The sequence below is a fragment of the Streptomyces dryopteridis genome (genome assembly GCF_049606955.1).
Taxonomy (GTDB): Bacteria; Actinomycetota; Actinomycetes; order Streptomycetales; family Streptomycetaceae; genus Streptomyces.
On the sequence record NZ_CP187113.1, the window covers coordinates 155,985 to 174,752 of the forward strand.

Genomic DNA, 18,768 nt, shown 5'->3' on the forward strand with positions numbered 1-18,768 from the left:
CCCCGATCCGGGCAAGATGGCCTCCATGGCGATATCCGCTGTTCAGGCGGGTGCCGGGAGGCGGACACGGACGAGACGGGGCTGACGCGGAACGATGGCACGGCAGGAGTTGCGCCCGCACCAGCGGGAGGCGGTGGACGCGGTCACGCGCGCCCTCGGCCTCCCGGCGGACGGACGCGTGCCGGCCGGGGGCCTGCGCACCCAGGTCGTCATGGCCACCGGTTCGGGCAAGACCCTGGTGGCGGTGCGGTCCGCGGCCAGGCTGCGCGCCGCGCGGGTGCTGGTGCTCGTGCCCACGCTGGATCTGCTGACGCAGACCGCGGACGCGTGGCGGGCCGGCGGCCGGACCGGGCCGCTGCTCGGCCTGTGTTCGCTGCGGGAGCGCGAGGCGGGGATGCCGACCACGACCTCCGGCGCGGCGCTGGCCGCGCGCGGGGCGCGGGGCCCTCGGCTCACCGTGTTCGCCACCTACGCCTCCCTCGCGGCGGGCACCGTGGAACGGGCGCACCGGGCCGGGCTGCCCGCCTGGGACCTGATCGTCGTGGACGAGGCGCACCGCACCTCCGGGCGGATCGGCAAGCCCTGGGCGGTCGTGCACGACGACCGGCGGATCCCGGCGCTGCGCCGGCTGTACCTGACCGCGACCCCCCGGGTCTGGGCCGACCCGACCGGCGCGGGGGCCGGACGGGACGGTGGGACCCCGGCCCCGGTGGCCTCGATGGAGGACGATCCGCGGGGCCCGTTCGGCGCGCGGTGTCACACCTTGACCCTGTCCGAGGCCATCGACCGGGGCATCTGCGCCCCCTACCGGGTGCTGTGCGTGGACATCGCCGACCCCGCCTTCCGGGCCGCGCTCGCGCGGGGCGCGGACGCGCGGGGGGACGCGGTGCGCGGCAGTCGCCTGGCCGCGTTGCAGACCGCGCTGGTGACGGCCTCGGTGGCGGGGGGCTTCCGGCGCACCCTGGTCTTCCACCACCTGACGCGGGAGGCGGAGGCGTTCGCGGCGGGGCTGCCGGCGGTGGCGCGCCGGTTGCGCGCGGCCCATCGGGGTCCCGATCCGACGCCGCCGCACCGGATCCGGGCGGACTGGTTGAGCGGGGCGCATTCGGCGGCGCACCGGCGGCGCACGCTGGCGGCGTTCGCGCGGGACCGGCCGGGCGAGAAGGCGTACCTGGGCAGTGTGCGGGTGTTGGGCGAGGGGGTGGACATCCGGGACTGCGATTCGGTGTTCTGGGCCGATCTGCGCGGGTCGATGCCGGATCTGGTGCAGGCGGTGGGGCGGGCGCTGCGGATCCGGCCGGGGCAGGGGAAGGTGGCCACGCTGGTGGTGCCGGTGCTGCACGGGCCGGGCGAGGACGTGGAGTCGATGCTGACCTCGCGGGCGTACGCGGACCTGGCCCGGTTGTTGGCGGCGTTGCGGGCGCACGACGCGCGGCTGGTGGAGTCCCTGGCGCAGCCGCAGGCGCCGGGTGGTGTGGGCGCGGCCGCCGGGTCGGCGGCGCCGGGGGTGGCCGAGGTGCCGGGCGCGGGGGCGCGCGGGTTGTTGGAGTTCTCCGTGCCGAGGGATCCGGCGCTGTTGGCGAGTTTCGTGCGGCTGCGGGTGATCGACCCGGAGCGTCGGCATTGGCGGCGGGGGCTGGAGGCGGCCCGCACCTACCGGCGGGCCCACGGGGATTTGCGGGTGCCGTTCGTGTTCCGGGCGCCGGCGGGCGACGGGGCCTGGCCGGTCGGGACGGCGGGGTTTCCGTTGGGTCAGTGGGTGGCCGACGCGCGGCGGGGACGGCGGGCGGGGACGCTGAGCGTGGCGCGGATCGGGGAATTGGACGCGTTGGGGATGGTGTGGAGCGTGCCGGACCGTTCCTTCGCCGACGGTCTGGACGTGGCCCGTCGGTGGGCCGCCGCGCACGGGCACCTGTCGCCGCCGGTGGACGCGGTCTGGGAGGGGGCGCCGGTGGGGATCTGGGTGAAGAACCAGCGGGCGGCGGCCCGACGGGGACCGGCGGGGCTGTCGGCGGAGCGGCGGGCGGCCTTGGAGGCGGTGGATCCGTGCTGGTGTCCGGAGTGGGACAGCGGGTGGCAGCGCGCATTCCACCTGACCCGCGCGCACCTGCGGGCGGGCGGGGGCTTGCCCACGCCGGCGGGGGGCGTGGTCGCGCAGGGCGAGGACCTGGGGGTGTGGGTGGCCGCCCAGCGCGCCGGCTGGGATCGGCTGAGCGAGCCCCAACAACGGCTGCTGGAACGCGAGTTGGGGATGGATCCGGACGGGTCCGGCGAGGCCGGGGCGCGGTCGGCCGGACGGGGGCACGCGGCCCGGTGGCTGACCTCGTGGGAGGCGGCGCGCGCGTTCCGGGACCGGGAGGGGCACCTGCGGGTGCCGCGCGGTCACGTGGAGCGGGCCCCGGAGGGCGGGCCGGTGCGCCTGGGGGTGTGGGTGGCGAACCAGCGGGCCCGCGCCGAGGACCTGTCGCCGGAGCGTCGGACCGCGTTGGAGGCGCTGGGGATGGAGTGGGCTCAGGCGGCCTCGGGGCGCCAGCGGTAGCTGAGTTCGGGGCGACCAATCTGTCCGTAGCGGGGGGTGCGGTCGGCGCGGGCGGTGTCCACGAGGTGTTCGAGGTAGCGGCGGGCGGTGATCCGGGAGACGCCCGCGGCGGTGGCCGCGGCGCCCGCGGTCAGGCCCTCGGGGGCGGCCCGCAGCAGCGCGGTGAGCCGGTCGAGGGTGGGTTGGCTCAGCCCCTTGGGGAGGGTGGTGGGGGCGGGGGCGCGCAGCGCGGCGATGGCCCGGTCCACATCGGCCTGCCCGCCGGCCTCGCCGCCGGCGGTGCGACGGAACTCGGCGTAGCGCAGCAGCCGTTCGCGCAGGGTGGGGAAGGCGAAGGGTTTGAGGACGTACTGGACCACGCCGAGAGTGACGCTCTCGCGGACCACGCCGAGGTCGCGGGCGCTGGTGACCACGATGACGTCCACGTCGCGGCCGGTGGCGCGCAGGTTGCGGGCGAAGCGCAGGCCGTCGCCGTCGGGCAGGCCGAGGTCGAGGAGGAGCAGGTCGACGCGGGTGCGGTCGAGGAGTCGGCGGGCGGCGGCGAGGGTGTGGACGGTGCCGACCGCGCGGAAGCCGGGCACGCGACTGACGTAGAGGGCGTGCGCGGCGGCGGCCACGGGGTCGTCCTCGACGACGAGGACCTTGATGTCGGGGGTGGGCGCGGGGGCGCTGTCGGCGGGGGTCACGAGGTCTCCGTCCGGGGGGCGGGCAGGCGGACGGTGAAGGCGGCGCCGCCCTCGGGGCGGTCGGCGGCCTCGACGGCGCCGCCGTGGCGGTGCGCGGTCTGTCGGACGAGGGCGAGCCCGAGGCCGCGGCCCTCGCCCTTGCCGGACCAGCCCTCGCGGAAGAGGTCGGCGTGGTCGGGCAGGCCGGGGCCGTTGTCGGCGACGGTGAGGACCACGGCCTCGGGGGTGCGTTCCAGGGTGACCTCGACGCGGGCCAGGGGTCGGCCGGCGACGGCGTCGAGGGCGTTGTCCACGAGGTTGCCGAGGAGGGTGACGAGGTCGCGGGGCGGGGGCAGGTCGGTGGGGGCGGGCCGACGCTCGGGGCGGGGGTCGGTGGTGACGTGGAGTTCGACCCCGTGTTCGTGGGCCTGGGCGGCCTTGCCGAGGAGGAGCGCGGCGAGGACGGGTTCGCCGACGGCGGTGACGACCTGGTCGGTGAGGGCCTGGGCGAGTTCGAGTTCGGCGGTGGCGAAGTCGACGGCGTCCTCGGCGCGGCCGAGTTCGATGAGGGAGACCACGGTGTGCAGGCGGTTGGCGGCCTCGTGGGCCTGGGCGCGCAGGGCGCGGGTGAAGCCGCGTTCGTGGTCGAGTTCGCCGGTCAGGGCCTGGAGCTGGGTGTGGTCGCGCAGGGTGACGACGGTGCCGTGCCGGCCGCCGCCGCGGACCGGGGCGGTGGACAGCAGCAGGACCCGGTGCGCGGTGAGGTGCACCTCGTCGGTGCGGGGGCGGGTGTCGAGGAGGGCGCCGACGAGGGGGGCGGGCAGGTCGAGTTCGGTGACGGCGCGGCCGAGGAGGTCCTCGGGTCGGTCGAGGAGTTCGCGGGCGGCGTCGTTGGCGAGGGCGACGCGGCGGGTGCCGTCGAGGACGAGGAGTCCTTCGCGGACGGCGTGCAGGGTGGCCTGGTGGTAGTCGTACATGCGGCTGAGTTCGGCGGCGTTCATGCCGTGGGTGTGCCGGCGCAGCCGGGCGTTGACCACGTAGGTGCCGATCGCGCCGAGGGTGAGGGCGCCGGCGGCGACCCAGAGCAGGTCGGCGAGTTGGGCGGCGACGCGGTCGCCGATGGCGCGGACGGTGATGCCCGCGGCGACCAGGCCGATGACGCGGCCGTCGGCGGCCCGGACGGGGGTCAGGACCCGGACCGAGGGGCCGAGGGTGCCGGTGTAGGTCTCGGCGTGGGTCTCGCCGCGCAGGCCGGGGGCGATGGTGCCGAGGTAGGGCTCGCCGATCCGGTCGGGGTCGGGGTGGGTCCAGCGTCGTCCGGCGGTGTCCATGATGGTGACGAAGTCGACGCCGGCGTCGATCCGGACCCGTTCCGCGTAGGGCTGGAGGGCGGCCGAGGGGTCGGGGGCGGTGAGGGCGGCGCGGACGGAGGGCGAGTCGGCGACGGTGCGGGCGGTGGCGCCGGCCTGCCGGGTGGCGGCCTCGTCGGCCTGTCGTCGGGCGAAGGCGTGGGCGAAGACGGCGCAGCCGGCCACGACCAGCGCGACCAGCAGCACCTGCATCGCGAAGAGCCGGCCGGCCAGGCTGCGGGGGCGCGGCAAGCGGAACATGGCGCTCAGTGTGCACCGGGTCGGGAACTCTATGAACGCAAGGGTGACCGGGGTCACACTCCTGCGTCAAGGTCGTCAGCGGTGCGCGGGGACGAGCGCGCACGGCAACGATTCGCGGGAGGCAACATGGTCGCCGGACGACGGGACCGCACGCACTGGCTGTATCTGGCGGTGATCGGCGCGGTGGTGCTGGGCATCGTGACGGGTCTGGCGGCGCCGGGGGTGGCGGTGGAGCTCAAGCCGCTGGGCACGGGCTTCGTGAACCTGATCAAGATGATGATCTCGCCGGTGATCTTCTGCACGATCGTGCTGGGGATCGGTTCGGTGCGCAAGGCCGCCAAGGTCGGCGTGGTGGGCGGGCTGGCCCTGGGCTACTTCGTGGTGATGTCCACGGTGGCGCTGGCCATCGGGCTGCTGGTGGGGAACCTGCTGGAGCCGGGCAGCGGGCTGCACCTGACGGAGGCGGTGCGGGGCGCGGGCGAGGCGCAGGCCAAGAGCGGCGGGGCGGAGTCGACCTCGGAGTTCCTGCTGGGCATCGTGCCGACCACCCTGGTGTCGGCGTTCACCGGCGGGGAGGTGCTCCAGACCCTGCTGGTGGCGCTGCTGTGCGGGTTCGCGCTCCAGGCGATGGGGCGGGCCGGGGAGCCGGTGCTGCGCGGGATCGGGCACGTGCAGGCGATGGTGTTCCGGGTGCTGGCGATGATCATGTGGGCGGCGCCGGTGGGCGCGTTCGGCGCGATCGCGGCGGTGGTCGGGGCGACCGGGGTGGACGCGCTGAAGTCCCTGGCCGTGATCATGATCGGGTTCTACGCGACCTGCCTGCTGTTCGTGGTCGTGGTGCTGGGCACGCTGCTGCGCGTGTGCACCGGGGTGAGTGTGTTCGCGCTGCTGAGGTACCTGGGGCGGGAGTTCCTGCTGATCCTGTCGACCTCCTCCTCGGAGTCGGCGCTGCCCCGGCTGATCGCGAAGATGGAGCACCTGGGCGTCTCGCGGCCGGTCACCGGCATCACGGTGCCCACCGGGTACTCCTTCAACCTGGACGGCACGGCCATCTACCTGACGATGGCCTCGCTGTTCATCGCCGAGGCGATGGGCAAGCCGCTGGCGCTGGGCGAGCAGATCTCGCTGCTGCTGTTCATGGTGATCGCCTCGAAGGGGGCGGCCGGGGTCACCGGCGCGGGGCTGGCCACGCTGGCCGGCGGACTTCAGTCGCACCGACCGGAGTTGGTGGACGGGGTGGGCCTGATCGTGGGCATCGACCGGTTCATGAGCGAGGCGCGGGCGCTGACGAACTTCGCGGGCAACGCGGTGGCGACGGTGCTGATCGGCACGTGGACGAAGGAGTTCGACAAGGAGCGGGCCGCCGAGGTGCTGGCGGGTCGACTGCCCTTCGACGAACGGACGTTGATCGACGACGGCCACGGCGCCGCGCCGGACGGGGACACGGAAGGGGACTCGGGCGGGGAACCGCGGGCCAAGCCCGGCCCGGAGGCGGTCGCGCCGGTGGGGGCGCCGACGGACGGACAGAACCGGCCGAAGGATGGCGTACCGGCTCGATGAGCGATTTCCGGCCGGCGAAGGCGTGTTCGCCGAGCGGTAAAAGGTACTTCCATATCGGGGCACCGGTCTGACATCTTGCGGTCCACCACTCGTTTTCACGATCCGCCGGGGCGCGTTCGCGCCCCGGCGGATCTTTCGGAGGACGCTTTGAGACCCCACATATCCAGCCGCCCCCGACGTACCCTGACCGTGGCCGCGACCCTCGCCGCCGCCCTCGCGCTGACCGTGCCGGCGGCCTCCGCCGGCACCGACCCGGTCGGCGGACCGGCGCGGCCGGCGCCCGCCGCGAAGCCCCCGATCAAGACCCCCGGCCAGGCCCCGACGGCCGCGGCCCCGTCCTCCCGGAGTGCGACCTGGGTGGCCGGGACGCGGTCCTACCTCGTGATCACGGCGGCCGGCGACACCTCCGCCGCCCGCGCCGCCGTCACCGCCAACGGCGGCACGGTCTACGCGTACTACGACGCGATCGGCGTGGTCGTCGCCCACTCCTCCTCGGCCTCGTTCGCCGCCGCCGTGCGCGCGGTCTCCGGGATCCAGCAGGTCGGCGCGACCCGCACCTCGGACGTGCCGGCCGATGCCTACAACCCGACGTTGCCCGCCAACCCCGCCCAGTCCGCGACCGGTTCGGGCGAGCCGGTCCGCTGGGACATGAGCGAGATCAAGGCGGACCAGGCATGGGCCGTCACCACCGGCTCCCCGTCCGTGAAGGTCGGCGTGCTCGACACCGGTGTGGACGACCAGCACCAGGACATCGCGCCCAACTTCAACGCCGCCGACTCGGCCTCCTGCGCCTACGGCAAGGCCGACACCCGGGCCGGCGCGTGGCGGGACGTGGACACCCACGGCACCCACGTGGCGGGCACGATCGCGGCCGCGAAGAACGGCAAGGGCGTGGTCGGCGTGGCCCCGGGGGTGAAGATCTCCTCGGTGCGGATCGCCGAGCCGGGCTCCACGCTGTTCTTCGCCGAGAACACCGTCTGCGGGTTCATGTGGGCCGGTGACCACGGGTTCAAGGTCACCAACAACAGCTACTACACCGACCCGTGGCAGTTCAACTGCCCCGACAACCTCGACCAGGCCGCGATCATCGAGGGGGTCCGCCGGGCCCAGGCGTACGCGGAGTCGAAGGGCTCGCTGCAGGTCGCGGCGGCCGGCAACTCGAACTACGACCTGGCCAACAAGACCACCGACACCGCGAGCCCGAACGACTCCACCCCGGTGACCCGCACCATCACCAACGCGTGCGTGGACATCCCGACGGAGCTGCCGGGCGTGGTGACGGTCGCGGCCCTGGGCAGCGGCGGGGTGAAGGCGTCGTACTCCAACCTCGGCCGGGACGTGATCGACGTGGCCGCTCCGGGCGGCGACGGCGCGAACGGCGTGTACTCCACCCTCCCGGGCGGCAAGTACGGCACGAAGAACGGCACCTCGATGGCCTCCCCGCACGTGACGGGCGTGGCGGCGCTGATGGTGAGCGCGGACTCGACGCTGACCCCGGCGCAGATCCGGGACCGGCTGGCGACCCAGGCCCAGGACCTGGCCTGCCCCTCGGACACCCGGTGCACCGGCACCACGGCGAAGAACTCCTTCTTCGGCGAGGGCCGGGTGGACGCGCTGAAGGCGGTGGGCGGCGCCACTCCGCCGACCGGCAAGTACTTCGAGAACCTCGGTGACTTCGCGATCGCGGACAACGCCACCGTCGAGTCCCCGATCACCGTCTCGGGCGTCACCGGCAACGCGCCGGCCGCGCTCAAGGTGGGCGTGACCATCGCGCACACCTACATCGGCGACCTGAAGGTGGACCTGGTCGCCCCGGACGGCTCGGTGTACACCCTGCACAACCGCGCGGGGGGCAGCGCCGACAACATCGCGCAGACGTACACGGTCGACGCCTCCTCCGAGGTCGCGAACGGGGTGTGGAAGCTGCGGGTCAACGACAACGCCGGCGGTGACACCGGCAAGATCGACGCCTGGAACCTGACCTTCTCGTAGGGTCCGGGCGGGCGAAGGCGGGGGCGAGGTCGACGGCGGCCTCGCCCCCTGCCGCGTGGGCGGTCAGGGACGCAGCACGCAGTCCCCGCAGAAGCCGCCGGGCGCGATCCGGTAGTACAGGCAGCAGCTGCGCCGCCGGTAGGCCGTCCCGAGTCCGGGTTCGTGGATCAGTTCGCCGGCGCCGGCGAGCCGGCCCTCGTCCAGCCAGCGCGCGGCGAGCGGGGCGATTCCGTCGGCGGCCTCCGGCAGCGCGACGTGCAGGACCCGCAGGGCGCCGGCGATCCCGGAGGCGGCGTTGCCCTCCAGCACGGTGCGCGAGAGCCGGTGCCGGGAGCGCATCCGGGTGTGCAGGGCGTCCAGGTTGCCCGGGCCGAGCAGGTCCGGGAGTTCCTCGGCGGGACGGGGGCGGGGCTCGGGCAGCAGCAGTTCCGGGGAGCCGGTGGGGCCGGGCCGCCACAGGACGCGCTCGGCCCGCAGGTCGATGCCCTGCCCGGTGAGCGCGATCACGCCCAGGCCGACCGACCACAGGCGGGCGGCGAGGCCGAACTGGGCGGTGGAGGCGGCGACCCGGGTGTCCCGCGTGCCCAGCCGACGGCCGACGGCCGCCACCCACGCGTCCAGCCCGTCCTCGTACAGCTCGGGCAACGGCCGCGCCCCGGAGCGTTGTTCCGGGGCGGGGACGGTGACGGTGAAGAAGGGGCCGACGGCGGCGAGCCGGCGCAGGATCTGTTCCATGCGCCGATCATCGCAGTCGGGCCGGCGGGGCCGGCCGGGGGGCGGTTCAGCCGGTGGTGGTGAAGGCGGCGACCTCGAAGTCGTCCATGTTCAGGCCGCCCTGCTTGGTGTCGTCGTTGGCGAACACGAAGGACTCGATCGGCACCCCGCGCTCGTCGGCGAGGGCGGCGACCAGTTCCTGCAGGACGACGGTCTCCAGGACGACGCGGACCGCGTCGGGGCACTGGGGCAGTCGGACGGTGAACAGGTTCTCGGCGGGGTCCACGTCGGCGGTGGTGACGAGCAGGGTGAGGTGGCCGGCCCCGGCGAGGGAGCGGGCGAGGTCGAGCTCGCGGCCGGCGCCGTGCACGAGGTGCAGGGTGTTGCCCGCCGATTCCATCTCCCCGTGCAGGTAGGTACGGGTGGAGGAGTGGGCGGCGGGCATCCGGACCACCTCGCGCAGCAGCAGCGCGCCCTCCTCGGCGGAGGCGCGGGAGGAACCGGCGGCCACGTCGTCGGCGGCCGTGCAGGCGGCGCCGCGCACGCGCAGGGCGGCGGCGACCTCGGCGGCCCGGGAGCGGACCTCCTCGACGCGGCCGGCGATCCCGCTCCAGTGGTCCTCGTCGGCGAGCCGGCCCTCGATGGCGGCGGCGACCAGGTCCAGGGCCACGATGGTGCCGGTGTAGCCGACGGTGGAGGCGAAGGAGTCGGCCTCGTTGCCGAGGTCCACGGCCAGCTCGGCGGCCTCGACCAGCGGCGAGGGGAACACGTTGACCAGGGCGACGCGGGTGGTGTCGGCGGGTGCGGCGGCGAAGGCGGCGAGGGTCTCGGAGCTGCGGCCGCTCTGCGAGACGCCGATCAGGCAGTCGGTGTCGAAGCCCGCGAGGCCGTTCTCGATCTCGTCGGCGGAGACCCGCTGGGCGACGACGCCGGCGGCGCGCAGCCGGTGCACCGGGACGGCGAGGGCCGCGAAGGAGGCGCCGATGCCGGTGAACAGCGGGCGGCGGGCCTCGCGCAGGGCGGCGGCCGCGGCGGGTTCGGCGAGACGGGCCCGGACGTGGGCGGCGATCCGTTCCAGGGCGGCGCCCTGACCGGCCTGACCGTCGAGGAAGGTGATCCGGGAGGCGAACATGAGGGCTCCAGTACAAGGGGTGTGACGTGTGCGGGGGGGGGTGTGACGGGGCCGGGGGCGCGGGCGGTGGTGGGCCGGCGCTCCCCGGCGCGCTCCGTCAGGTGCTGCTGCGGTCCGGGGCCTCGCCCGGTGCGGCGCTCTCGGCGCGGGAGGCGCTCGCGGCCTCGCGGGCGGCGGGCACCGCGGCCGGTTCGGGCGCCGGCGCGGCCTCGGGGTCGCGTTCGCGGCCCGGCGTGGGCAGGTCGAACTTGACGATGGCGAAGCGGAAGATCACGTAGTACAGGGCGGCGAAGGCCAGGCCGATCGGGATGAGCATCCAGGGCTTGGTGGCGATGCCGTAGTTGACGACGTAGTCGATGGCGCCCGAGGAGAAGCCGAAGCCGTCGCGGATGCCGAGGGCGTAGCACAGGGCCATGGAGACGCCGAAGAGCAGCGCGTGGATGGCGTAGAGCACGGGGGCGACGAACATGAACGAGAACTCGATGGGCTCGGTGACGCCGGTGACGAAGGCGGTGACGGCGCAGGAGATCATCATGCCGCGCACCATGGTGCGGTTCTCGGGCCGGGCCGTGTGGGCGATGGCGAGGGCTGCGGCGGGCAGCGCGAACATGTAGATCGGGAAGCCGCCGGTCATGAACTGTCCCGCGCTCGGGTCGCCGGCGAGGAAGCGGGCGATGTCGCCGTGCACGACGGCGCCGGTGTCGGGGTTGGTGAAGGAGCCGGCCTCGAACCAGGGGAAGAACGAGAAGAAGTGGTGCATCCCGATCGGGATCAGGGAGCGCACGACCACTCCGAAGATGCCCGCGCCCCAGGCGCCGGTGCCCACCAGCCATTCGCCGAAGTGGAAGAACCAGGAGCCGACGGTGGGCCAGACCACGCCGAAGACCACGCCGACGCCGGCGCCGGCGAAGGCGGCGAGGATCGGGACCAGGCGGCGCCCGCCGAAGAAGCCGAGCCAGTCGGGCAGCTTGGTGCGGGAGAACCGCTGGTAGAGACCGGCGGCCACGAGGCCCATCACGATGCCGCCGATGACCTTGGCGTCCAGCGGCTTGCCGTCCACGCCCATCGGGAAGGCGGGGCTGGCCAGCACGGCCTTGAAGACGAGGTAGCCGACCACGGCGGCCAGCGCGGTGGAGCCGTCGGCCTTCTTCGCGAAGCCGATCGCGACGCCCACCGCGAACAGCAGCGGCAGGTTGTCGATGACGGTGCCGCCGCCGGCGGCGAGCACCATGCCGAGCTTGCGGACGATCAGCGGGAGCGAGTCGCTGCCGAGCAGGTCCTCCTTGCCCAGGCGCAGCATCAGGGCGGCGGCCGGGAGGGTGGCGACCGGGAGCATCAGGCTGCGGCCGATGCGCTGCATGACCGGCATGATCTTGGCGCGCTTCTTCCCGGGGGGCGCGGGCTTGGCCGCCGGGGCCGTGGCCGTGGTCATCGGGCTGCTCCTCGTCGAGCGGGGGTCGGGGACATGTCTCGGAAGGTAGTCGGTGGTTTCTTATGTGGTCAACAGATGTATGTAGTGGTCTGCTCCGAAAACCGCCGGTCGGGCCGAAGGTCCCGGTTCACAGACCGCCCAAGTGGTCTTTGGTGGTACGGTTCGGGATCATGAACGAAGACCTCCCGGACCCCCGCCCGAACCGCGCCGCCGACCCCCTCTGGGTCCGGTGCGCGGACCGGATCCGGGAGGAGATCGCCCGGCGCGGACTCACCGAGGGCCACCGCCTCCCGCCCGAGCGCGAGCTGTGCGCCCTGCTCTCGGTCTCCCGGGTGACCCTGCGCCGGGCCCTGACCGAGCTCGTCGAACGCGGCGTGGTCGTCCCCTCCCACGGGCGCGGCTGGTTCGTGGCCACCCCGGTGGCCCCCACCCCGGCCCGCGAATGGCCCAAGGAGCTGGAGTCCTTCACCGCCACGGCCCGGCGCAAGCACATGCGCCCCGGCTCCCTGGTGATCCGCAGCGAGACCGTCACGGCCGGCCTGGACGACGCCGAGGCGCTGGAGGTGCCGGCCGGCACCCCCCTGTTCCGCCTGGAACGCGTGCGCACCCTCAACGGCGTCCGGGTGGCCGTGGACCACGCCCTGCTGATCCTGGACGCCGCCCCGGACCTGCCCCGGATCGACTTCACCTCGGCCTCCCTCTTCGCCGAGCTGACCCGCTGGGGCAAGAGCCCCGACCTCGCCGAGGCCACCATCGAGGCCCAGGTCGCCGACGCGCGCCTGGCCGAGCTGCTCGGCTGCCCGCGCGGCGGCCCGGTCCTCGTCCTCGACCAGCTGGTCCGCACCCGCGACGGGCGCCCCCTGCTGCGCTCGCGCGTCGAGTACAGCGGGGAACGCCACCGGCTGCGGATGACCCTCCAGTCAGGGTGACAGCCGCGGGGCGGACCGCCCCGCCGCCGCAAGTCCGGGGCGGGACCGCCGAAGGTCCCGCCCCGGCCGCGTTGTCCACAGGCGGCGCGGGATCCGCGCCGCCGCGCCCGCCGCCGGCCGGGTGAACCGCGCCGCCCGCGCGGCCCGGAGGGAGTGAAAACCCCCGCGCGCGGGAATCCCCCGCCGTGGACCCGGGCCCCGCGCGGCCCCGGTCCGGCCGCGGACACCCCGCACGGGTGCGAACGGCCCCGCCCGAAGGGCGCCCGACCACTCGGATGGCCCACGCTTGGCCCGTAGTTCACCAAGGATTCACTGGGCCAATCTGCGTTCCGCTCGACGCTCCGCCGACCGCCCTCCCGAACGCTCCGTACCAGGCCAGCGCCGTGCGGACGGTCCGCCCGGACAGTCCGCGGGACCCTCCGCGAACCCGCCCCGGGGAGGGCCGGGAAAATCCGTCCCGCGCCGTTGCCCGACAGGGGGTTCTGGAGATCAGGGGAAGGAGTTACATTGAGCCACCCGCGTTCACCTGACCGCCCGTTCCACGTCACGCGCGTTTCGCGCGCAGAGCGATCTCAGGTGCGCAGAATCGGCAACCACCCTCTTCATCACGAAGGACCGAAGGCTCCGTGCCCGTACCCGTACTCCTCGCGGGCCGCTTCGCGCGGCTCGAACCCCTCGCCCCCCACCACACCGAGGCCCTGGCCCTGGCCGGTGCCGAGGATCGTACGACCTACGCCTTCACCCCCGTGCCGCACGGCCCGGAGGCGGCCCTCGCGTACGTGGAACGTGCCCTCGCCGATCAGGCGGCCGGCCGTTCGCTCGCGTTCGCGGTGGTCCGCGCGGCCGACGGACGGGTGGTCGGGTCGACCCGGTTCCTCGAACTGGACTACTGGCAGGGGCCGCTGGTGTGGCCCTCCGTGCCGGGGGTTCCGCACGGGGACCCGCTGACCTCCGTCCCGGACGCCGCCGAGATCGGCAACACCTGGCTGTCGCCGGCAGCCCAGGGCACCGGGATCAACGCCGAGGCGAAGCTGCTCATGCTCCGCCACGCCTTCGAGACCTGGGGGGTGCGCCGGATCTCGCTGCGGGCCGATGCCCGCAACGGGCGCTCCAGAGCCGCGATGGAACGACTCGGGTTCACCTCCGAAGGGGTCCGCCGGGCCCATTCGCGGGGGCTGGACGGCGAGGTCCGCAACACCGCGTTCTACTCCGTCCTCGACGAGGAGTGGCCGACGGTGCGGGCCGTGATCGAGATGCGGCTCGCGGACGCGGCCAAGGCCCGTCGCCGGCGCCGCACCCTCGTGCCGGCCTGAGTCCGACGGCCCCTCCCCGACCCCCGGTGGCGTAACGGTTCCGCACGCCCGCGCCCCGGGGGTCGCCCCGTTCGGCAATGCCCCGACCAGGCGATACCCAAGAGATCGTCAAGCGCGGAACCTGTGCGATCGTGGCGTCATCCTTCGACACGAAGAACGCCACCAGCCCCCTGCCGGGCAGTACGAGCCGGAGCACCGCACATGCCGCACCAGCCCGAGGGGCCGTCCGCGCCCCAGCGACCGCCCCTCCCCTCCCGCGGCGGCGACCGGCCCCGGCCCGGCACCCCGCCCCGCGCCCCACGCCCCGACCACCGGCCGGCGGCCGGCCCCGGGACCCCGCGTCCGTCCACCTCCGTGTACGGCACCCCGGGCGCCTTCGACCCCAACGGTCGCTTCGGCGCGCCCGACACCCACGCGGCCCCGCCCGCCCCGCCCCGCCCGGCCGCGCCCTTCGGCGGCGGCGAGGGCCCCCGGCCCCCCGAGTACCGGCCCGTGCCCGAACCCGAGCGGCCTCGGCGTCGGGGCCGGCGCTGGATCGTGGCCGGGGTCTCGCTGCTCGCGCTCGCGGGCATCGCGGCCGGCGTGATGACCTACTTCGAGATCCCGCCCTTCACCGACAAGGGCACCGAGGTCTCCTTCGGACCCACCCGACCCGACACCGGCACCCCGCAGGGCGGCGCCAAGCCGAACGCCGCGAGCAAGGTCTCGCTGCCCACCGGCCCCGCCGCCGACTTCAAGAACTCCATGACCCTGGACGACGGCACCCACGTGGCCGTCACCACCCTGGACGGCAAGAAGTCCGGGTTCACCGGCAAGGTCTGGGTGTGGGCCCCCAAGCAGTACTTCGACCCGAAGTACAAGGACAGCGGCTTCCCCGTGATGATCGCGCTGCCCGGTGGCGCGGGCTACCCGAACAACTACTGGATGGGCACCGACCTCGGCCTGCAGAAGTCCATCGCCCAGTGGTCCGAGGAGGGCAAGAGCAAGCCGTTCATCCTCGCCATGCCCGTCCTCAACCCCGGCCCCGACACCGGCGGCCTGTACTGGGACGGCTCCGACATCCCCGGCCAGCCCAAGATGGGCACCTGGCTCACCGAGGACGTCCCCGACCTGGTCCGCGCCAACTTCCGCACGGTCAAGTCCCGCGACGGCTGGGCCTTCATGGGCTCCTCCACGGGCGGTTTCGCCGGGCTCAAGGCCGTGCTGAAGCACCCCGACAAGTTCAAGGCCGTGATCGCCTCCGGCCCCGACATCGTGCCGGACTCCCGACTGTGGGTCGGGCACGACAAGGAGAAGGCCGAGAACAACCCCGAGCTGCTCGCCCAACAGCTGATCGCCAAGGGCGGCCCGGACGTGTACCTCGCCCTCCAGGTCGGCACGGCGGAGGACCCGAAGACCCTCGCGAACGCCCGCAAGTTCGTCCAGACCTACGGCAAGGGCCCCATCCACACCACCCTGCGCGAGATCCCCGGCGGCAAGCACAACGCCAAGACCTACGTGCCGAACATGGGCGAGGGCCCCATCCAGTTCATCAGCAAGGTGATGGAGGGCCCGGTCTCCGACTGAGCCCGCCCCCGTCCCCGCCCCTCTCTCCCCCGCCCCTCACTCCCCCGGCCCGCCGAGCCCCCTCGGCGGGCCGGCGCCGTCCCAGGCGGGCCATCCCGGGTCCCCGCCCGTCACGAAGGCCACCCACGCCGCGTGCACCCGCGCGGCCAGTTCCCGCGGCGGGTTCGGACCGGTCAACCAGGCGGCCCCGGGCGCGTCCAGGGTGTCCAGCACGAAGGCCGGCTCGATCGCGTGACAGGCCCCGAGCCCCGGCAGCCCGGAGGGCCAGTCGAAGCGGTACGCGTACACCGGGGCCGCCCCGGGGCGGGCCGAACGGGCCCGCGCCCAGCGGCGCAGCGGCTCGCGCAGCAACGCGTCCGTGAGCAGTCCGCCCGCCAGGTCGGCCGGCCCGGCCCCCGGATCGGCGGCCCGGGCCGCCGCCGCCCGCTCCCGGCCCGTGCCCGTCCAGCGGCGGGCCGCCTCCGGGGCCCAGCGCCCCAGCCGGTCCAGCCGGCGGCCCGCGCCGGTCGGGGCCAGCCACAATCGGTGCTCCCGCGCCGTCCACCCGGTGAGCACGGGGATCCGGTCCCCGGCCGGTCCCCGGGTGAGGGCCTCGATCGGGTCCTCGGGCAGCGTGGCCGGGTCCCGCACGAGACCGAACGCGGGCCCGCCGAGCAGCGGCACCGAACGGGCCTGCGCCCGGGTCTGCGCCGCCACCAGCCGCTCCCACGGGACCCCCGCGAGCCCCGCCGCCGTGGCCGGGACCCGCAGCAGCCGGGCCGTGCGCCGGGTCACGGCCCGCACCCGTTCCCGCGCGAGCGCCCCGGGCGCCCCGCTCTGGAGCACGGCCCGCGCGAACAGGCCCTCGGCGGCGGGGGCGGTGAGGAGGGCGCCCACCGCGACGGCCCCGGCCGAATGGCCGCAGACCGTCACCCGATCGGGGTCCCCGCCGAAGCCGGCGATGTGCGCGCGCACCCAGCGCAGGGCCGCGATCTGGTCCAGCAGCCCGCGGTTGGCCGGGGCGTCGGGCAGCAGCGCGTACCCCAGGGCGCCGAGCCGGTGCTCCAGGGTGACGGCGACCACCCCGTCCCGGGCGAAGGCCCCGCCGTCGTACACCGGGTTGCTGCCGGTGCCCCGGGTGAAGGCCCCGCCGTGCAGCCACACCAGCACCGGCAGCCGCGCCCCGGGGCCGGGCTCGGGGGTCCACACATTGAGGGTGAGGAAGTCCTCGCCGGGCCGGATCGGATCGGGCAGCAGCCGGTCGTAGGGCGGCCGGTAGGCGGGCTTGGGGGCGGTGGGTCCGAAGGCGCGGGCGTCCAGCGTCCCGGCGCCGCCGGGCGGCGGGGCGGGGGCGGCGAAACCGGCGCGGCCCACCGGCGGGGCGGCGTACGGGATGCCCCGGAACACCGCGATCGGGCCCTGTCGGACCCCTTCCACCACCCGGTCCCCGATCCGGGTCCGGGGCGGGAGAGTCGCCATCGTGCTTCCCTTCGGCAGGCCACGACCGGGGGGCGGGCCCGGTTCACGCACCGTGACACAGTCCCCGTGCGGGTGACAAGGCGTGACCCGCTCGGGCCCCCGACGGGTTGAACCCGCGACGGCGCCGCCGTCTCTCCCCCTGCCGACCCGATCGATCGCGAGACCCGCCATGCCCCGTGCCCCCCTGTCCCTGTCCTGTTCCGCGGCCGTGTTCGGCGCGGCCCTCGCCGCGTTGCTCACCACCCCGTTCGCGTCGGCGGCGGGGAGCGAGTTCCAGTACATGGGACGCGACGACACGGTGCACACGCTGACCTCGCCCTCCGGGTGCGCGGCGGCCAAGGGCGGCGGGGGCGGCGGCGGGCGGGCGGTGGTCAACAAGACCCCGCTGGTGGCCGAGCTGTACGAGAAGCCGGGATGCGCGGGCACGCCGCGCCAGTCCGTCGCCCCGAAGGGCAGCACACCCGTGCGATACCCGTTCGACTCGGTGCGCTTCCGTTCCGCCAAGTAGGCGCCCGGCCGTGACCCTCGGCCGGCCCCGCCGTTGTACGCCATGTCATTGCGCCGCAGATCATGCGGCAACCCGTTCCACAAGGAGATCTTGATGTCGCGTATCGCGAAGGCAGTCGCCGTCACCGCCGCCGCCGGCGGTGCCCTGGCCGCCGGTGCCGGCCTGGCCGTCGCCGACGCCGGAGCGCAGGGTGCGGCGATCGGCTCGCCCGGCGTCGCGTCGGGCAACCTCATCCAGGTTCCGGTGCACGTCCCGGTGAACGTCTGCGGCAACACCGTCGACGTCATCGGCCTGCTGAACCCGTCGTTCGGCAACACCTGCGTCAACGCCTCGGGTGGCGACCACCACACCGACGGCTACGGCGGCTGATCGAGGGCCCAGCCCTCGGCGGTCCTCCCGTGAGGGAGCGCTCGTCGGCCCCCGGCACCCTCCCGGTGCCGGGGGCCTCCTCGTGTCCGGGGCCGGTCCGGGTCAGGTCTCGTAGCGGTAGACGCCCTCGTGGCCGAGCATCTCGCGGGGGGTGACCCCCCAGGGGGCCATGGGTTCGTCCAGGGCGACCACCCGGCCGCGCTGGAGGTCCCCGTAGGGCAGGGGGCCGGCGGGGAGGTAGCCGGAGTCCGGGTGGCGTTGCTGCCAGCGGTCCCAGATCAGGTCCACGAAGGCGTGGTGCAGCCAGAACACGGGGTCGTTGGGCGAGGCCCCGCCGGTCATGTGCCCGCCGATCCACTGGTGCACCTTGTTGTGGTTGCGCCAGCGTTCGGCGCGGGGCGCGGCCCAGCCCTCCAGTTTGTTGCGGAAGCCGCCGCCGGTGGCGGTGGAGTCCCAGGGGGAGCGGTCGTAGACCGGGTCCTCCAGGGCCAGTTCGAGTTCGGCCGGGGTGGGCAGGGCGATGGGGTTGGCGGGACGGCCGAGGTTGCGGGTGAGGAAGCGGGCCTCGCTGACCCGGACGGTGATCTCCCATTCGCCCCGCTGGTGGGCGAAGGGTCCCGTCATGACCTGGCGGTCGCTCTCGCGGCCGGTGCCGCCGAGGAAGTCCTCGGCCCACAGGGAGGCGGCGGGGGTGTTGTCCGTCGTCCAGTCCCAGTAGGGCACGGTGACCCCGGGGTCGATCTCGCGCAGGGCGGACTCGAACTCCAGCAGGTAGCGGCGGTGCCAGGGGAAGAAGGACGGGGACATGTGGGCCACGCGCAGGCCGCGTTCGCGGTCGGGCACGAAGTAGCGGTCGTGGGTGCGGACGAACTCGTCGTAGACCCCATCGCGTTTGAGTTGGAGCACGGCGCCGACGAAGCGGCGCTTCTGCGCGGCGGTCAGGTCGCGCTGGTTCTGCCGGGTGTACACGCGGCGGTTCCT

The 18,768-nt window shown here is 74.7% G+C and carries 15 protein-coding genes; 8 read left to right on the forward strand and 7 right to left on the reverse strand.

The genetic code is table 11. From position 1 onward, the window contains the following. Positions 1-94: 94 nt before the first annotated feature. Positions 95-2,539, forward strand: coding sequence for a Helicase associated domain protein (locus ACN20G_RS00675; protein ID WP_424210715.1), 2,445 nt, complete (start codon positions 95-97; stop codon positions 2,537-2,539). On the opposite strand, the gene ACN20G_RS00680 is transcribed toward ACN20G_RS00675, so the two are convergent. Continuing rightward, complete coding sequence (locus ACN20G_RS00680) at positions 2,512-3,225, reverse strand: response regulator (RefSeq protein ID WP_424210716.1); 714 nt, start codon at positions 3,223-3,225, stop codon at positions 2,512-2,514. The genes ACN20G_RS00675 and ACN20G_RS00680 overlap by 28 nt on opposite strands. Continuing rightward, positions 3,222-4,814, reverse strand: coding sequence for an ATP-binding protein (locus ACN20G_RS00685; protein ID WP_424210717.1), 1,593 nt, complete (start codon positions 4,812-4,814; stop codon positions 3,222-3,224). The genes ACN20G_RS00680 and ACN20G_RS00685 overlap by 4 nt, the downstream gene beginning before the upstream one ends. Positions 4,815-4,940: 126 nt before the next feature. On the opposite strand from ACN20G_RS00685, the gene ACN20G_RS00690 reads away from it, so the two are divergent. Together ACN20G_RS00690 and ACN20G_RS00695 are read left to right on the forward strand one after the other, a co-directional pair. Beyond that, a complete protein-coding gene (locus tag ACN20G_RS00690) occupies positions 4,941-6,374 on the forward strand; it encodes a cation:dicarboxylate symporter family transporter (protein WP_424210718.1) in 1,434 nt (477 codons plus the stop codon). Between the two features lie 183 nt (positions 6,375-6,557). Then, positions 6,558-8,366 (forward strand): S8 family serine peptidase, encoded by a 1,809-nt coding sequence (locus ACN20G_RS00695; RefSeq protein ID WP_424215311.1) that lies wholly within the window; start codon positions 6,558-6,560, stop codon positions 8,364-8,366. 63 nt (positions 8,367-8,429) lie between these two features. Here the strand turns inward: ACN20G_RS00695 and ACN20G_RS00700 are convergent, their stop codons facing one another. From ACN20G_RS00700 to ACN20G_RS00710, 3 genes are all read right to left on the reverse strand, one after another. Next, entirely contained in the window at positions 8,430-9,101 is a 672-nt protein-coding gene (locus ACN20G_RS00700; RefSeq protein ID WP_424210719.1) for a (2Fe-2S)-binding protein, read from the reverse strand. A gap of 46 nt (positions 9,102-9,147) precedes the next feature. Continuing rightward, complete coding sequence (locus tag ACN20G_RS00705; RefSeq protein WP_424210720.1) at positions 9,148-10,212, reverse strand: SIS domain-containing protein; 1,065 nt, start codon at positions 10,210-10,212, stop codon at positions 9,148-9,150. A 97-nt stretch (positions 10,213-10,309) separates the two neighbouring features. Further along, positions 10,310-11,644, reverse strand: coding sequence for a PTS transporter subunit EIIC (locus ACN20G_RS00710; protein WP_424210721.1), 1,335 nt, complete (start codon positions 11,642-11,644; stop codon positions 10,310-10,312). A 170-nt stretch (positions 11,645-11,814) separates the two neighbouring features. Here ACN20G_RS00710 and ACN20G_RS00715 point away from each other — a divergent pair, with 170 nt between their 5' ends. The 3 genes from ACN20G_RS00715 (at position 11,815) to ACN20G_RS00725 (ending at position 15,452) form a co-directional block, all read left to right on the forward strand. Beyond that, positions 11,815-12,573 carry a GntR family transcriptional regulator gene (locus ACN20G_RS00715; protein ID WP_424210722.1) on the forward strand — a complete coding sequence of 253 codons (759 nt, stop codon included), beginning with the start codon at positions 11,815-11,817 and terminating at the stop codon, positions 12,571-12,573. A 626-nt stretch (positions 12,574-13,199) separates the two neighbouring features. Beyond that, positions 13,200-13,886, forward strand: coding sequence for a GNAT family N-acetyltransferase (locus ACN20G_RS00720; RefSeq protein ID WP_424210723.1), 687 nt, complete (start codon positions 13,200-13,202; stop codon positions 13,884-13,886). Positions 13,887-14,087: 201 nt separating this feature from the next. Beyond that, positions 14,088-15,452, forward strand: coding sequence for an alpha/beta hydrolase-fold protein (locus ACN20G_RS00725; RefSeq protein ID WP_424210724.1), 1,365 nt, complete (start codon positions 14,088-14,090; stop codon positions 15,450-15,452). A gap of 36 nt (positions 15,453-15,488) precedes the next feature. On the opposite strand, the gene ACN20G_RS00730 is transcribed toward ACN20G_RS00725, so the two are convergent. Then, positions 15,489-16,910 (reverse strand): carboxylesterase/lipase family protein, encoded by a 1,422-nt coding sequence (locus tag ACN20G_RS00730; protein ID WP_424210725.1) that lies wholly within the window; start codon positions 16,908-16,910, stop codon positions 15,489-15,491. A gap of 169 nt (positions 16,911-17,079) precedes the next feature. On the opposite strand from ACN20G_RS00730, the gene ACN20G_RS00735 reads away from it, so the two are divergent. Beyond that, the gene (locus ACN20G_RS00735) at positions 17,080-17,418 is read left to right on the forward strand and encodes a hypothetical protein (RefSeq protein ID WP_424210726.1); all 339 of its coding nucleotides are present in this window, start codon (positions 17,080-17,082) and stop codon (positions 17,416-17,418) included. A gap of 93 nt (positions 17,419-17,511) precedes the next feature. Further along, the gene (locus tag ACN20G_RS00740; RefSeq protein ID WP_424210727.1) at positions 17,512-17,787 is read left to right on the forward strand and encodes a chaplin; all 276 of its coding nucleotides are present in this window, start codon (positions 17,512-17,514) and stop codon (positions 17,785-17,787) included. A gap of 102 nt (positions 17,788-17,889) precedes the next feature. Here ACN20G_RS00740 and ACN20G_RS00745 read toward each other — a convergent pair whose 3' ends face one another. Next, complete coding sequence (locus ACN20G_RS00745; protein WP_424210728.1) at positions 17,890-18,756, reverse strand: tyrosinase family protein; 867 nt, start codon at positions 18,754-18,756, stop codon at positions 17,890-17,892. Positions 18,757-18,768: the final 12 nt, after the last annotated feature.

Bases quoted from the DNA above. Each gene is read 5' to 3' on its own strand.
- ACN20G_RS00675 (WP_424210715.1), top strand. From the start codon at position 95: ATGGCACGGCAGGAGTTGCGCCCGCACCAGCGGGAGGCGGTGGACGCG.
- ACN20G_RS00685 (WP_424210717.1), bottom strand. From the start codon at position 4,814: ATGTTCCGCTTGCCGCGCCCCCGCAGCCTGGCCGGCCGGCTCTTCGCG.
- ACN20G_RS00690 (WP_424210718.1), top strand. From the start codon at position 4,941: ATGGTCGCCGGACGACGGGACCGCACGCACTGGCTGTATCTGGCGGTG.
- ACN20G_RS00700 (WP_424210719.1), bottom strand. From the start codon at position 9,101: ATGGAACAGATCCTGCGCCGGCTCGCCGCCGTCGGCCCCTTCTTCACC.
- ACN20G_RS00705 (WP_424210720.1), bottom strand. From the start codon at position 10,212: ATGTTCGCCTCCCGGATCACCTTCCTCGACGGTCAGGCCGGTCAGGGC.
- ACN20G_RS00710 (WP_424210721.1), bottom strand. From the start codon at position 11,644: ATGACCACGGCCACGGCCCCGGCGGCCAAGCCCGCGCCCCCCGGGAAG.
- ACN20G_RS00715 (WP_424210722.1), top strand. From the start codon at position 11,815: ATGAACGAAGACCTCCCGGACCCCCGCCCGAACCGCGCCGCCGACCCC.
- ACN20G_RS00725 (WP_424210724.1), top strand. From the start codon at position 14,088: ATGCCGCACCAGCCCGAGGGGCCGTCCGCGCCCCAGCGACCGCCCCTC.
- ACN20G_RS00730 (WP_424210725.1), bottom strand. From the start codon at position 16,910: ATGGCGACTCTCCCGCCCCGGACCCGGATCGGGGACCGGGTGGTGGAA.
- ACN20G_RS00735 (WP_424210726.1), top strand. From the start codon at position 17,080: ATGCCCCGTGCCCCCCTGTCCCTGTCCTGTTCCGCGGCCGTGTTCGGC.
- ACN20G_RS00740 (WP_424210727.1), top strand. From the start codon at position 17,512: ATGTCGCGTATCGCGAAGGCAGTCGCCGTCACCGCCGCCGCCGGCGGT.